Raw genomic sequence first — 15,314 nt, forward strand, 5'->3', positions numbered from 1 at the left:
ATTTATAGAAAGAGGCTAAGCTCTGTATAATGAGCGTTTTCAGAAGCATGCTGAAAAAGAAGATGAGCTAATTATCGCCTTCCTTGCCCATTCTTGCCTATCACCTCGGAGACTACATGGCACGCCTGACGAAGTCGGACATTGAACGCAAGCTATCGACCGGGTCGCCGGTTTCTTGGAACGATGGTGGAAAGAAGACCGTACAACTGCTCCTTGGCTCGCCGAAGGCGCGAAGCCTCTTTCAATTTATCCTCACGAGTTCTGTTCGGAATCCGACGAGTCTTCCTGATGGTTTCATCGCGGGGCTGGCAGATGCGTACGAGAACGGCGCAGACCCTGCAATAGGGTCCTCCTCGCTGCCGACCTCAGCGGGCGGTGTAACGATCTGGAAGTTGAAGGCTATTGAGACCGACGGGTTCGGTGGCGTCAACACCTGGAAGGGACCGACCTTTCGCTTTGATTTCGACGGGGAAAGCTTGCTTATCGAGGGTCCAAACGGAAGCGGCAAATCTTCCTTGACCGGAGCAATCCTATGGGCTCTTACGGGTGAGCGGCCCCGTGATCAAGTTGATGGCGCGAACAACGATGCACAGCCCGTATTTCAGGCTGACGACAAAAGCCTGATAGGCAAATGGCCACCTCTCGCATGTTATCCCTCAACTGTAGCCGAGCTCAAGTCATTGCCGCGCGTGAGGGTACATCTCGAATTTGTGGATGACGCGGGAAACATGGCAACGGTCGAACGTGTGCTCGAAAACGGTGCGATCACCCATTCGGTCGATCCTGTTTTTGACGTTCCTTCCGTCTTCATTGAAACCGGCCTTCTGATGCCAGCGCGTTTGGCTGTCATGCGCTTGGGTGGCGGATCAAGCCGTATGACGGACGCTGTGCAGATGCTCACCGGGATGGACGATCTTGCGGCGATCGGGTCGCTTGTTGAGGGATTGTGTCACAAAAGCCGTGAATACTTGGCCTATAAGAAGAAGGAACTGTCGGACGCGAAGAAAGAATTCGAGGGATACATAACGACGGCACGCACGGCTTTATTGAGCGTCAATGTGGCTGTTGCAAGCTTCCTTCCGGTCGAAACTTCTGACAACGCAAGCGAACTGGCGAAGTTCGGAAAGCTCGTGGCTGACAAAGCTAAGGAGCTAACGGCGGTCATCGAGAGTGATCTCGGGCCAGGGCTGGCGATCGAGACGGCGGCAGGTCAGAACAAAGTCGTTGCTGCGATTGCTGCAGCCGAAGCTGAAGTCCATGAGGGTTTATCTTCTCTCGTCTCCTGGAAGTTGCTGGAAGCGCTCAAGAAAGACCTGACGGTAGAGGTCGTGGAAGCAATGGAAGCCGCAATTGGAAGAGCTCGCTCCTCAGCAGATGAATGCTTGGAGCTCTTCGCGAAAAGCGGGAATGACACGAAATTCCAGTTGAAGGCTGTCGCTGCGCAATGGCACGCTGAGCATCATGGCGGTGCGATTATGAGTTGCCCTCTGTGCGAACACGATCTTGCTGAAAGCAAGTTACTCTCCAATGAGTTGGAGGCACTGCGTTCCGCTGGAAGTGCTGCCGCACGTCGGTTCGATGACAACGTAAATGCGATCATCGCTGACTTGAACTCCTCGATCCCATCAACACAAAAACATATAGCAGCCGATCTCATCTCATGGGAACCGAGAAAGGCTCTTGCCGGTGAGATTGAGCAGGCCTTTGTTCTAAAAGAGCGCTATTCAAGAATTCTCATCAAGTTCTCCGTGATTGTTGAGGCCGCGCTCGAAAGGGCTCCGACGAGTGAATTGAATGCCTCATCTATGAGCGGCAATCCAGCCTTAGATCTGCTCAACCAACGCTTATCCGCAATGGAGCGGGCGATAGCGCTTGTCCGCTGGTTCCAGACTGAGGAAGATATGTGGACGACCTGGTGGGAGAACACCACGAGCGCGATCAGTGCCATCCATGCCGTTGACACAGGGGGAAAAGGCGATAATGAGGAGGAGGGTGAAGCTCTATCCGCACATTTGACGCGCCTCTCCTCGGCTCTCTCGGAAGCAAAACCCTACAGCACGGCCGCAGCCTCGATTCGCAGTGCGTGGACCACGGGGAAAATGATCGTCCTGATTGATAAGGAACTCGAACGACGCATCGCAATAGCGGGCCTCCTTGAACCTCTGAAAGCACTCAACTCACTGGTCCAATCGATCGCCCGCGAAGCAATCGATGGCTTGTCTGGACGAATAGAGAAGCTTCTCAAGCAAATCCATGTCTCCGAACAACTCAAGTTTCAGGACGCGCAGCTCCAGAAGAAGGAAGGAGTTATCGTCTATGGTGGATTTGGTGGCGAGATTCGTATCGACGCAACTTTGGTCGCGAATACGTCCTGGCTACGGGCGGTGCTTTGGTCGTTCATTTTCGCTCTTAGGGAGGAAGCGGTTGAACAATTTTCAGTCGATGTTCTTCCCGTTTTAGTTTTCGATGATCCGCAGGCGACGTTTGATTTCGAACATCGCCATCGATGGGCACTCCATGTCGCATCATTACAGGACGGCTCTTCTCGGGCGCAACTCATCCTTGCGACTCACGACCAGATGTTCCTCGAACTGATTAAAATTGGTGGAATTTCTGGTCGCCAAGCCATGAGCGCCGCCGCCGGCGCGGAGCTCGGCTTCATGGGGATCTTCGAAGGTGCTTCTCTACAGCGCAAATGGGATTACACCATAAAGCAGAAGACACCGGAAGCTGGCCGCGAATATCTCAGCGCTGTCAGAATTTATCTTGAGGGCGTTTTGAAGTTAATGCTTCGCGGTGAAGATGGCAAGGTCGCTACATTCGTCATCGGCGACTCCAGAAACAAAATTGAACATCTTCACAATACGAAGATCCCTCCCTGGGAGCGGTCCGAATTTGGAAATCTTGCGAAGCTCCTTGGGAAGAATGTAACGGAAATCAAGTACATCGAATCGGCCCATCATGCCTCTTGGTCGCATCTGGGCATGCCCGAAGCAATAGCTGTCGAGGAGTATTGGAGAAAGAAGCTTCACCCGCTCCTAGATGCTTGCATTCGTCTAGCCCGGAACTACTTCATCATGCATAGCGGTCTAACGGCGTTGCGAGCGCCATCTTCCAGCATCACTCTTCCAGAAGGACATAAAGCGAAGGTCGCGCAAATCCCTTTGAAGATATTGGGAAAAGCCGCTGCGCTTTCAGATGGTAGAATCGCCGACGGCTGCATCGATATGGATGTTTATGCTCCGGGTGCCTCGAAGAAGATCACGCTGGCGCAACACTCTGCCTACCGGCTTCGTGTTTCGACACTGGAGCCGGTCGCGCGACCGGGAGACATGCTGCTTGTGAAGGAGGCAGGCGAGCCCTCCGTCAAATCGCTTGTGGTGGCCCTCAGTGAGAACCGCGTGTTGGCGAGGCGCTTTGAAGTGGCTGACAATCACGCGGACATCGCTGTGCTAACAGCGCAGGCCATCAATCCACGTAAAATCGCTCCTCCGGTCATCGCGCAGAAGGCAACGCTGACGTTCTTCAAGATCGTCGGCGTTCTATATGAAGATGCTGGATGGGCCGCGCCCGAAAGATCTGACGAAGAGGTCTGCGAATGCGCGGGCGAGGCTGTATTGAGTGGCGTCATCTCCGAAGCGTTAGGTCTCGTTGAAGTCGTTGGACAAAGTGCAGAACCGCATGCCCTCAACGGACAGTACATCATCATCGAAAAGCAGCTCATGGGAGAGGATGCATTGAAGCGGCTCGATGGCAAGCCGGTCATCGCCTCGGATACAGACGATAACCGCTATTTCAAACGGCTTCGGGTTGGAACCGATCGTATCGTTCTTGAGAGCATGGACAGTGGGGGCGACTTTGCACCGGTCATCTTGGGAATGCCGGGTAACGCAGGAAACTGCCTGACGCATGTGTGGCCTGTGGCTGGAGTGCTCTTTGAGCTGCCAAACTGACTCCCGAGTTGCGTCTACAACCATGGCCACATTGTGGGGAGCGATCGATTACATGATTCCATTAAACCGGTGCTCGCATGTCTGACCTGCAAGATTCGAGTGGTATTCTCCTGAACGCAAATCCCCCTTATCCTCTTCATCTTCTGGGATGGAAAGCGTTTCAGGATCTTTGTGTATCAGTCGCGGAGGAGTGTCTCAGGAGACCGGTTCAAAACTTTCTACCAGGCAACGACGCAGGCAGAGATGGAGCCTTCTTGGGACGCTGGGAAGGCGAGGATCCCGCTGCTGGTGAATCCACCATCCAATGCAAGTTCACTTCGAAAGCTCAGGAAAATCTAACTCTTTCTAAGTTAGATGAAGAGCTGGCCAAAGCAGCGCTTCTGGCGGCCAGAGGCCTCGCGTCCGACTACATAATTCTTACCAATCATCCCGTGACAGGTGCCAGCGAGATCCTCATCAAAGCTGCTTTTGAGAAGGTTGGTGTCGGTCGGTGTCGTGTCTTTGGATACGACTATATAGTGCGGCAAATTAAGTCTTCTCCACGTTTGAGGATGATGGCGCCTCGGCTCTACGGATTGGGTGATTTAAGTGATTTACTCGATGCACGCGCCTATGAGCAGACTCAGCTTATCTTGAGCTCCATGGGCGATGACCTGCAACGGTTAGTGGTCACTGATGCACACCGCCGGAGTGTTAGAGCAATCAGCGAACACAACCTTGTTCTTCTACTACTTGGTTCTCCCGCGGCCGGAAAATCGACGATTGGCGCTAGCCTAGCTATCGGAGCCGCAGACATCTGGCAGTGCCAGACAATCCGCGCCACTTCACCTGAAGACATCCAACGTCACCTTAACCCGTCAATAAAGCAATTCTTTTGGATTGATGACGCGTGGGGCAATACCCAATATCAGAATCAAACAGCAGAAGCTTGGAATAAAACCTTTCCCCTAATGCAAGGTGCTATGCGCAAGGGAACTCGCTTTCTCATTACTTCAAGAGATTACATTTGGAACGCAGCTCAAAGAGATCTGAAATTGCAAGCCTTGCCGATACTAGGTAAGAGTCAGGTGGTGATTAATGTGCAAGAGCTTAATCTCCAGGAGAAAGCACAGATTCTGTATAACCATCTGAAGCTTGGGGATCAGCCTCTTGCCTTCCGCAAGGAGGTGAAGATCCTTCTTCCCGAACTTGCTGAACTTAAGGAGTTCTTGCCAGAAACAGCCCGTCGGCTCGGAAGTAAATTTTTCGCTGGCGGGATATTTCCTGGAAGGTCTACACTAACGAGTTTCTTTAAAGATCCCCAAGAGTTTCTTTTCCAAACAATCAATAATTTAGCGGCCGATTGTCGTGCGGCGATTGCTTTGATCTTCATGAATGGTGGAAATGTTAGATCACCCGTATCAATGGAAGAGCTGGAGTCGGCCGCAGAAGCCTTCGGCGTGACCTCGGGTTCGGTTCGGGTGCAAATCGAGGCACTCAATGGAAGTTTGTTACTTCTTGTCCGAGACGAAGCCGGTATGGTGTGGCGCTACAAACACCCTACTATTGGAGATGCATTCGCCCAGCACGTGGCCGGTAGCCCGGAGCTAGTCGAAGTCTATCTCCGGGGCGCCAAACCTGCCTCACTTATTACCGAGGTAGTTTGTGCCGGCGTGGAAATATACGGGGCTCCAGTAGTTGTTCCGGATTCACTGCACTTTTTATTAGAGTAGCGAATCAACCACATGGAGTCCCACCAGCTAGTGGGATTTCTCACACGGCGTTCTAACTCTGCGTTTACAAAGAGGATGCTTATATTACGCCCCGACGTCCTCAAGGGCATGAACAGCTTTATTAGCCCGATCAAAGACGATAGTGACGCGTCGTTTCTTGCAACTCTTCATGTTCAGGGTCTTCTCCCTGAACCTCTAAGGGCGAACTTCGTTCAAGCGGTTAGATCGGCCGCGCTCCAAGAAGCGGACGCGAGCTTTCTTGAAGACGACGAATTGGGTGCGGTCCTGACAAAGAATGAGCATCAATCACTCCTTAGGGCAATCGAGGAGGAGTTAATGCCAAACTTGAGTTCTCTGGTCACAAAACTGAGCGGAGAGTGGGACTCTGATTACCCACCAGACGAACACTTCGATAAATTTGAATCGTCAATAAAGCTGTTTTCCAGGGCATTGAGCGAGCAAAAGGACTATTCGGCTACCATAGCCAAGGTGTCATCGCAGATTCGCGAAGAAATCACCAAGATGCATGAACGATTTGAGCCCCCTTCATCGACTTCGGCTCCAACATCACAATCAACTCCTCCTCCGGCTGGCCTTTCCAGCATATTCAGGGACATTGACGAATAAAGATAAAAGACCACAGAACTGTTTGACTGCGGTGCGCTGAATGACCACCTTATCTGTCCGGCCTGCTGTCGGCTGATGCGCCCTCCAAATCGATTAGCCTCTCAAGAGGAAAGGTGTTCGAAAACTCGTGGGTAGAATCTACAATTCGGCTTCTTAGCGCACCCAGTTGGGGTCTCGCTTCAAGGATGCAGCCCGTATCGCTCCGCACGCTCGTTCGCGACGGAAATCCAATGGTAGAGATGATGATCTAGGCTTTTGCATAACGGTGGTTACCAACGCGGACGGAACAGGTCTAAGCAAGCTCTTTAAGACGAAATTCGACTTCGAGCCAACGGCGTTACTAGTTCAGAACTCCGCGAATCATTTGGTCCTGAAGGAGGATGACTGCAACGCAATCAAGCAGAATTAGGAACTTCAGCGCAAGTTCCTGGGCCTCAAAATCGGTGAAAACGCCATGCGCAATCCCATGACGATTGATCTCTTGCCTCGGGTCGGCAATCGTACTCGTGTTATTCCAGAAGCTCCCGCTGTCGATAAAGTCCACGACGAGGTTCAGCGCGAAGCGTGGAAATAGAAGCACTCCCCTAGACTCAATCAACCGCTCGAACTCGCTTAAGTTATCTCGGAACTTGCTTGCGACAGAGCCTCCAGAGGAGCGTACATAGTCATTGATGATGCCTTCGAACTGAGGAACTGCCACGTAGATAGCGGAGATATAGTCACCCTCCAAATATTCTTCGATGGCTTTGCGGATGTATGGAGTGCGCGTCGAAAAAATCTTTAGTTCGCTCCAAAGAGCGATTCGCTTCGTCCAGTATTGAACTCCGTGAATAGCAATGATCGTTGAAGCGACCATTTCGGGAGTGTCACCGCCCGGCTGAGCCATAGTCTGAACCAACGACGGATAATATGTCGGTGACGGTGGCCAGCCGAGTTGCTTGAGCCTTGTGAGCAACGTCTTCGGCGGGTTGGCCTGAATGAAGTTAGTTCGAGCGGCAAATTCCTGAAGGTCATACGGTGGCTTCCTCTGGATTTCGGGAGTCCAATCGGGCCCATTGGGGCTGAAATCGAAATAGACTCTTAGATCCATGAAGCTTGAAAAGAACAGCAGGTATGCGACAGGCGCTCCATTGATCGTCGGGGGAACTAGGCGCTCGCTTCCGGGCACGATGTCTGTGGTGTACACAGGATCGCCAGCCTTTACAGGCCTGCGTGCAATGCCTTCAACGGTGATTTGAACCTCGTCATTGACCTGAACCACGGGAGGCGCAGAAGGCGGCCAAAGAATCTGCAGTCGTTGGAGTTCTATGGGCAAAGTTGTGGCACTGATGACCCCATTTGCCACCTTTTCGTTGATCGACGGTATGACGAGCATTGGAATCATTTGCGACAAGGGTCGATATGTGAAGAGTTCGCCACTAATGTCCGAGGCTCTTGCCGTCGCCCAGGCTTTTTCTTCTGCTTCTGCCTGATACCAGTTTGCGTCCGGGTTCTGCCATGTTCCCCCAGTACAATTCTCGAAATGAAAGTATGCCCGGGTTCTGATGTCGTTCTCAGTCACTATCGATGTCCTCTGTGCGGCGTGGCGTTTTTCATTATCTCCCGTGGAGTGACGTGGATTAGTACCGACAGTCGGCATCTCGGTAGCTGCGACTGGACGATATATCTTCCATAGGAAAATTAGCCGCTTTATGTGTTTTAAACCCTTGCTGTACAAAGACAATGGTCAAATTGCCCCGGACCTCTACCATGCAACGCACAGATTCCTTTCGCGCGCTTGACAGCTTCACAAATTGTGAAGTATTGTGAGGTGAGTGTATATCGTTACCCGCAAGCATCTGAACCAGGCCATGCAGCAGTACAAGGATGCAGCGAGTGAGATTGAGGCTTGGTCGGCCATCGTTGAAGCTGTTCGCTGGCACAGTTTCGCGGAAGTGCGTGAGATGTTCAAGGATGCCGATTACGTGGATGGGTATGTAGTCTTCAACATCCGGCGAAATCGCTATCGGCTCATCACCGTCATCCATTACGCCAAGACCAGTGACGAGAAGCAAACGGACGGGCATGTGTACATCCGGTCGTTTCTGACCCACAAGGAATACGACAATCGGAACAACTGGGATCGGAGGTTTGGAAGCAAATGAGCACAGTCCTTGCTAACCCGGCGGAGATGATCGCCCACGGTGCTCCGCGTGTCATTCACAATGATGCAGAATTGGAAGCTTACACCGATGCCCTCTTTCAGCTGACAGCTATAGATAACCCTTCTTCGTCCGAAGCGGAAGCCATCGAATTGCTGACCCTGTTGGTGGAACGATACGAACGGGAGCGCTACCCCATTCCCGTGGCTGACCCAACTGAGGTTGTGCGCTTCCTCATCGAACAGCAACATCTCACGCAACGTGATCTGATTCCGCAAATCGGCTCGGAAAGCGCCGTCTCGATGTTTCTGGCCGGGCAGAGGAAGCTCACGTTGGCTCAGGTTCGCAAACTAAGCACCAGGTTTAAGCTGCCGGCAGATGTCTTCATTGGGAAGTAGAGCCTGCAGATGCAGATCTCGCGACGGTGCCGGAAGCGATTTCTGAATGGTTATTGTTCCCCAGCTTGTTCCCTGAACGGCTCAAGGTTTGGGCCTAACCATATAGAGTCGGAATCTCTTAGCGGTGTACCCAAAGGGGAGGGCTTTGGGTTGGTCGCCCAAAATTTGAATGCGAGCCGAAGGTGACATCCGTCTACCCTGTGAAGGGTAGAGCCAGGAAGTCACGAAGTCGATTGTGACTCTAATCATCTTCGCGTCTCTCAGGGTGGGTGAAGTACTGGGTCTCCGGTGGAAGAGTGTCCTAGAGGATCGGCTGGCAATTGTCGAGCGTGTCTACGATGGCACTTTCGACGATGTGAAGACCGAGGCAGGGAATCGTGAGGTCCCTTTTGACCAAAGGGGTGTGCTCGTCCAGGCCCTCGAACGATGCCGTAAAACCGCTCAATTTCTCGGGCCGGAGGATCTGGTGTTTGCCAATCGTGCTGGCAAGCCGATCGATCGGCGTAACCTTTTAAATTGGCAGATTAAGCCGACCGCAAAGAAGCTCGGCCTGCCCAAAGACATCCATTTCCGGAGCTTCCGGACCATACATTCCAGTCTGATGTTGCGGACCGGAGCGAGGCCCGAAGTCACACGACAATATGGGACACGCCAATATTGACGTCACCCAGAATGTCTACGGGCGCAGCTGGTGGGAGGAAAGCGGGGAGGCGGTCACACGCACCATCGATGCAGTATCTCCCATGCAATTGGATTCCCAATTGGTGTCCCCTGATGGCGAAGGTTCTATAAGTAATTGATTTAAATGGTTGGGGCGAGAGTATTCGAACCTCCGACCTCCTGGTCCCGAATTTCAGGACATGGGCTAAATCTTTTATCAACAGCAGTTTTTGCAGGTGCTCCAACCGTATAAGACCTTCTTATTCTTGCTGAACGCGCTCATTCTGTAGCTAATTGGAGTCCCCAATCGGCGTCCCTTGTCTTATCTTCTTTAGCTTGCATTGGCGGCGAACCTCTGCGCCGGGGTTGTGCGAAATTGTGCCAGAATGTGAATGTAAAGCGATCTCAAGAGGGTCAAGTTCCTGTTCGGCCAACTCGTCCAGCCAGATCAGCGAACGGTATCTTGGCTCGGCAGAAGATCATCGTCGGCATGAACGAGAATCTGATGCACGAGAGGATTGATATTGATTTTCATGGGCATGAGGAGCTTCCTTCGCGGCCGTTTGCCTGTCGTTTTGCTAATTATTTGGGTTCATCCGTACATTTGGTGATTCTTTCCAGCGCGTCTGTGCACGGGTAAGAAGGGGTAGCTGGAGGCTGCTGATGGTCCAAGGGACGCTGCTACCGAACCATTCCGAAGTAAAACTCATCCGTCTTCGTCCGAAGGACGGAGCTATTCAGATGGAGGTCCAAGGTTGTCGGGCCGATGTAGTTTGCCCTGTTTGTGGAACCGCATCCGCCAGAGTGCACAGCCGATACACTTGTCGACTGGGTGACGTGCCGTGGGAAGGGCTGCCTGTGGCGCTTGTCTGCAGTGTGCTTTTTGTCATTGCTCTTCTGGCTTGTTTTGTTCCTGCCAGTCAAGCATCCAGACTCGATCCAATGGTCGCGATCCGGAGCGATTAATGAAGACGAGTCGCATCTCATTTCTCGGGGGCGATATAGATGTCAATAGACCTGACCTAAAACGAAAGAATCAGAGGCGGAGAGCCCACCAGCGTCGAAATCTTTCTCGCCTACCTCGACCACATGCTCTGCCCGCAGCTCCAATCCGGTCAGGCCGTCATCATGGACAACCTCAGTTCGCACAGATCGACGGGGGGCCGCGAGCGTATCGAAGCCGTTGGAGCATCCTTGCTCATCCAGCGCCCTACTCCCTACCTCAACCCTATCGAGAACGCCTGGGCCAAACTCAAACAACAACTCCGGGCCGTCAAAGCAAGAAAAGCCACAGCACTCGACCAAGCCATCGCTGAACTGCTCCCTACCATCCGGCCAGGACGCGCCGGCATGGATCAGACTTCCACACCACCCGCTATACCAATAGATAATCAGCTCTAATTGCTTTTTGCTATTCTATGCATCATCGTTGCCGTTCTAGTTTCAAGGATTTCATCGATTTCTCGCTCATATCCATTGCTGGCACATCTGGAAGGATCAGGAAGTTCTGCATCATTCCGGTGTCTTCGTGCGGAAGGATGTGGCAGTGAAAGACGGACTTTCCAGTCCATTCCTTGAAGCGCATGCGGATGACTGAAGCTGTGTTCTGCTGCACCCAGATGGTGTCCTGAATTAAATCGCGCCGTTGTTTGATTCCAGCGATTGACTTAACCTCAAAGTCGTTGACATGAATGTGAAAGGGATGACCTTCCGTTCCTCCATGCTCACCGCTCGGAACGATAATGTGCCACTCCTCGCATTGATTGAGGAACACCGTTGTCGGCACTGCGAACTCGTCATAGAGCTGGTTGTTGACGTAGAAATCGATGCCGACTACGGGATTTCGAACGCCCGGAAACTCTGATGAGAAGACAAAATACCGTGTTTTTTTGATCTCGTGATCTTCAATAGGCGCATCGCGCCGGATCGGCGGCAACTCCCTGGGAATTTTCATATTGACCGGTGTACCACTCACTTCGATGACAGCGATGGTCTTCTGCACTCCGACGAGAAACTGCTGGGTCTGCTCCAATTGCAAGATCCGATATTTGCCTGGCTTGCCACCTTTGATCAGAAATTCGGCTCGGTTGGCCGGCCCGAGCGTTACCTGCGGTACGTTGTTATTCCATTCCAAAACCTCCGGCGCGTCAAAGTTATTGCCATCCATTGCCAGTAGATACATCGCGTGCTGCTCTACCTGTACCGGCATCATCAGGTCGGAGCATGCATTGAGCAGCCGGAAACGTACGACTTCGCCGGACCGCAGCTTGAAGACCTGGGGCTCCATCTGTTTCGCGTGAGGATTGGTCGGCTTGTCGTCGTTGTGCGTCTCCTTAAAGAAAGGTTCGCCGTTCAGTAAGTAGTAGCGTAAGGCGTAGTCTCCGGTAGTGAAGCCACACTTCAGGTTGGTGGGATCCGCTTTGCCCGTTTGTGGATTGTAGATGGTGACGTTCCCGCCAAACGTCTGCCACATTGCGTTCTGCTTCGGCTCATAGCTGTCACTGTAGTCCGCACCGGATTTGTCGGTAGGGAACAGGCCGATGTCCTGCACTACCAATGGGTAGTCCTTCGCAGCTTTGATCTCGGGGACCTCGTCGATGGCACCCTTGACGATAAGCCCACCTGCCATCCCTGATACTCCCTGAATCGCTGTCGAGCCATGCGAATGCGGGTGATACCAGTTCAATCCGGGTGACTGGTCTGATGGAATGACGAACGGATAGTCCTTGTATTGGCCAGGTGCGATTGAGATCATGGGAGCACCCACATCGGAGGTGCCCAGCGGCTCAAATATGTGCGGTGCGATATCCAGACCATGCAGATGCAAGTTCGTATGCTCCATCTCATGCGGAACATCCATATCTCCGGCCCAGCCGGGATTGGCCTCTGGAGTCAACGAATTCGTTACCCTGATCTTGAGCGTACGCCCGGCTCTTGTTTCGATCATCGGACCTGGGATAACACCGTTGTAGGCGCGCAACCTCACTTTGTGCCCGTCGAGGATTTTGGTAATGAAGGCTGCATCGAGGACAAGATCAGGCACGAAATCCTCGGGCGCCGCCACAGGTAGCATCCCGTCCACTTCCACTGCTGAATTGAACGTGCTCGGGATTTCCGTGGGAGGTGGGCCAGGAGAAAATCCCTCCGCTTCGCCACTAGCTGCGGCGACGCCTACGGTCGCAGCCAAAGTCATGAATTTGCGACGAGTTACTTCTCTCATTTCGACTCCTTGGACACAACCAGACCATGTGCCTTGGTCGACTTCAAGCTAGGCTTTGACGCAGGAGTGATCTGATTGGGATTGGAGCACGCATTCGGCTCGTGGTTGATGTGGAAGTTTGCGTATTGGGTGAAGGCCACAGCCAGTTGGAGTGAGGTATCCATAGTGAATGCATCCGGAAAGTTTCCACCGGGAAAACCCTGCGGCGCATTCTGATTCTGAAAGTAGGCTGAATTCTCCAGCGAAAACGATTGGCACATTCCGGAGAAACCGAAACTGGGGGGAACATTGATCCCCATCGTATTGATGGCGTTGTGAGGTGCAGCGTAGGCGCTCGCGTGGCACGAGGTGCAGGAAGATGCAGGATTATCAACTGGTCCTGCAAGCCGGTCCCTGCAGCCGAGATGCTGGAAGGTCTTGATGTCAGTATTGATCGCGCTTTGCTGTAAGGGTAAGCTAGCCGATTCAGGGACTGCCGGGAACGTCCATGGATCCGAGCCCCACTGTAGTCCAACCGGAACAAGATGCTCCCAGAAGTTGTTGCCTGATACCGTTCCATCATAGGCAAACGTGCCGTAGACCCAGCGTGTGGGAGAGCGCGGATCCACTACTGCAACGTCTACCTGAACGACGTGGGAGGTCTGCACCTCGCGCTCGCACGAGTAGCCATTCTTCGCGGTGAGTGCGTGACGATCGATCTGCCACGCCGGTGAATTCTTCAGAAACGGAACACAATCGGGAGGTACGCTCGAGGTCAAGATTTTGACCACCACTGTTCCAGTCGGGAACGGTAGGCCAGCGGGAATCGCGCTCCCCAGATACTCTCCCATCCGCGGTATCCCAGTAGGGGGAATTGCCTGGCTGAGCGCATAGCCGCCATACTCGTTGTAGTAACCAACGGACCAACTCTCGAACCCCCAAGGATAGGTCCGCTTGCAGGCTTCAGTCTCACCGGCAAAGAAGGTAAGAGCGTGCGGATTATGGTTGACTAGATCACTGAGTGTCGCGGTGCGCTCATTTGTGGTTCCATGCACATACTCCCGGCCCGCCGTCGGATCGTAGGCCATCCATGGCACGTTGAACCAGCGCGTCTTGCCTCCCACCTTCACCTTCCAACCGACTTCATTGGCTAAGTTGGGGTCTTGATCCTGTTTCACGTAGTCAAGAATAGTTTGAAGGTATGCGTCCCAATTTTGTCCGTGCCAGCTGGGAGATTTCGGATTTGTAAAGTTGGGAGTGAAATTCACTTTTACATCCAGCCACGGACAGTCGACGCACGTAGCAGGAATACTCTGGGGATAGTCCTTGCTCAGCTTGAAGACGGGCGTGATGGGAACTTTCGGCGGATTGGTCGCGGCATTGCGAAATGCATAGTAGCTTGCATCATGCCCTTTAGGCAGCGGAGAAGGCTCTTGGCCCTGTGAGGGCGCAGAGATGGAGAAAATGAAAGAAACCCACACTATTCTACGGATTGCTGTATGGAACAAGTTCTGCATAAGTAGCTCCTCTTTGCTCAATGATGAGAGATCGCTCAATTGCAGCGGTGAAGGTCACGGGGTGCCGGAGGTGGCGAGTAAGTCAAGGACATATTGGTAAAAGCCGGGTTGATCCGTGAAGCTGAGAAAGACATTTTGCAAATTGACGCTGGTCTCGACGCGGTCCGGAACCCGTCGAATCCATCCCTGATTGAAGCCCCAAGTCTCGATCGCGAGGTGCATCTTCGTAGATGGCGTGTAGAAACCGGGCCGCGTCAGCCAGCAGGCCGCAGTCACATCCCATAACCGATAGAAGGGTTCGTTGACGACCAGACTGTAAGCCTCAAACGCAAGCTGCGAATAACTGTAAGTTTTTCCTTGCTTTTGCAGCGCGTCGAGAAAGGCCTTGCTAACCGGAGCGGAGTTGCTGATATCGAGGGGAAAGAGATGAATACCGCTAAAGCCTAGTAGCACTTCGTCCACCGAGTAGGGGTCCCAGAAGGCGTTCCATTCGGCATGGGCGTTGGCTACCGCGGGATTGAGAGTTGCGGGGTCGAGATTGCCTGGTACATCGATCGCACCGCCCATCCACACAATCTTTTCTACGCCCTCGATCAACTCCGGTTCGAGGCGCAGCACATCAGTCAGCGGGGTCATCGGACCTGTCATCAGTAGTGTCAGTGGACTATTCCCTGCAATGGCCTGCTTCAGCAGCGTTGCCAACAAGACCTCGCCATCCGGCGGAGGTGTTACAACATATGGAGTGAACGGTTGAAGGCTGGGAATTTCTCCGAAGGTGACACAGTCGCCCCGATACTCCCAGGGGAAAGCGTTCCATCCTCGGGCGCGGCTCAGGGCAATCGGAATCTCCGGACGGCGAAGGAACTGTTGCAGCTTCGATGCCGCCTGCAATGCAGGTGCCTCTAGGCAGTCCGCGTTGACAATAACAATGCCCAATAGATCGATCTCAGGCATCGCGATAAGCAACATCGTCGAGATGAATTCATCGATCGCCGCATCGTGAATGAGAACGACCGGGGTCCGCGCATGGACAACTTTCTCGTTTACCTTTGTGCTCACTTCGATACCTCAACTGACAAGCCCTTAGCTGATGGCCTGATAGTGGAT

The 15,314-nt window shown here is 52.9% G+C and carries 10 protein-coding genes; 6 read left to right on the forward strand and 4 right to left on the reverse strand.

From position 1 onward, the window contains the following. The first annotated feature begins 116 nt into the window (after positions 1–116). The 3 genes from HB393_RS00210 (at position 117) to HB393_RS00220 (ending at position 6,292) form a co-directional block, all read left to right on the forward strand. Positions 117–3,953: an AAA family ATPase gene (locus HB393_RS00210; protein ID WP_213803132.1), complete on the forward strand. Its 3,837-nt coding sequence runs from the start codon at positions 117–119 to the stop codon at positions 3,951–3,953. Between the two features lie 254 nt (positions 3,954–4,207). Next, positions 4,208–5,665, forward strand: coding sequence for a hypothetical protein (locus HB393_RS00215; protein ID WP_213803133.1), 1,458 nt, complete (start codon positions 4,208–4,210; stop codon positions 5,663–5,665). Between the two features lie 30 nt (positions 5,666–5,695). Beyond that, complete coding sequence (locus HB393_RS00220) at positions 5,696–6,292, forward strand: hypothetical protein (RefSeq protein ID WP_213803134.1); 597 nt, start codon at positions 5,696–5,698, stop codon at positions 6,290–6,292. Positions 6,293–6,632: 340 nt separating this feature from the next. Here the strand turns inward: HB393_RS00220 and HB393_RS00225 are convergent, their stop codons facing one another. Beyond that, on the reverse strand, positions 6,633–7,853 hold the full coding sequence (locus HB393_RS00225) for a hypothetical protein (RefSeq protein ID WP_213803135.1): 1,221 nt from the start codon (positions 7,851–7,853) through the stop codon (positions 6,633–6,635). Between the two features lie 253 nt (positions 7,854–8,106). Here HB393_RS00225 and HB393_RS00230 point away from each other — a divergent pair, with 253 nt between their 5' ends. From HB393_RS00230 to HB393_RS00245, 3 genes are all read left to right on the forward strand, one after another. Beyond that, positions 8,107–8,436, forward strand: coding sequence for a type II toxin-antitoxin system HigB family toxin (locus HB393_RS00230; RefSeq protein WP_213803136.1), 330 nt, complete (start codon positions 8,107–8,109; stop codon positions 8,434–8,436). Next, the gene (locus HB393_RS00235; RefSeq protein WP_213803137.1) at positions 8,433–8,831 is read left to right on the forward strand and encodes a hypothetical protein; all 399 of its coding nucleotides are present in this window, start codon (positions 8,433–8,435) and stop codon (positions 8,829–8,831) included. The genes HB393_RS00230 and HB393_RS00235 overlap by 4 nt, the downstream gene beginning before the upstream one ends. Positions 8,832–10,556: 1,725 nt before the next feature. Further along, positions 10,557–10,892, forward strand: coding sequence for a transposase (locus HB393_RS00245; protein WP_345944995.1), 336 nt, complete (start codon positions 10,557–10,559; stop codon positions 10,890–10,892). Positions 10,893–10,914: 22 nt separating this feature from the next. Here HB393_RS00245 and HB393_RS00250 read toward each other — a convergent pair whose 3' ends face one another. The 3 genes from HB393_RS00250 to HB393_RS00260 all read right to left on the reverse strand — a co-directional run bounded on the left by HB393_RS00250 (position 10,915) and on the right by HB393_RS00260 (position 15,266). Continuing rightward, entirely contained in the window at positions 10,915–12,711 is a 1,797-nt protein-coding gene (locus HB393_RS00250) for a multicopper oxidase domain-containing protein (RefSeq protein ID WP_213803140.1), read from the reverse strand. After that, on the reverse strand, positions 12,708–13,868 hold the full coding sequence (locus tag HB393_RS00255; protein ID WP_213803141.1) for a hypothetical protein: 1,161 nt from the start codon (positions 13,866–13,868) through the stop codon (positions 12,708–12,710). The genes HB393_RS00250 and HB393_RS00255 overlap by 4 nt, the downstream gene beginning before the upstream one ends. A gap of 393 nt (positions 13,869–14,261) precedes the next feature. Beyond that, the gene (locus HB393_RS00260; protein WP_213803142.1) at positions 14,262–15,266 is read right to left on the reverse strand and encodes a nucleoside hydrolase; all 1,005 of its coding nucleotides are present in this window, start codon (positions 15,264–15,266) and stop codon (positions 14,262–14,264) included. Between the last annotated feature and the right edge of the window lie 48 nt (positions 15,267–15,314).

It is taken from the genome of Granulicella sp. dw_53, assembly GCF_018449545.1.
Lineage (GTDB): Bacteria > Acidobacteriota > Terriglobia > Terriglobales > Acidobacteriaceae > Edaphobacter.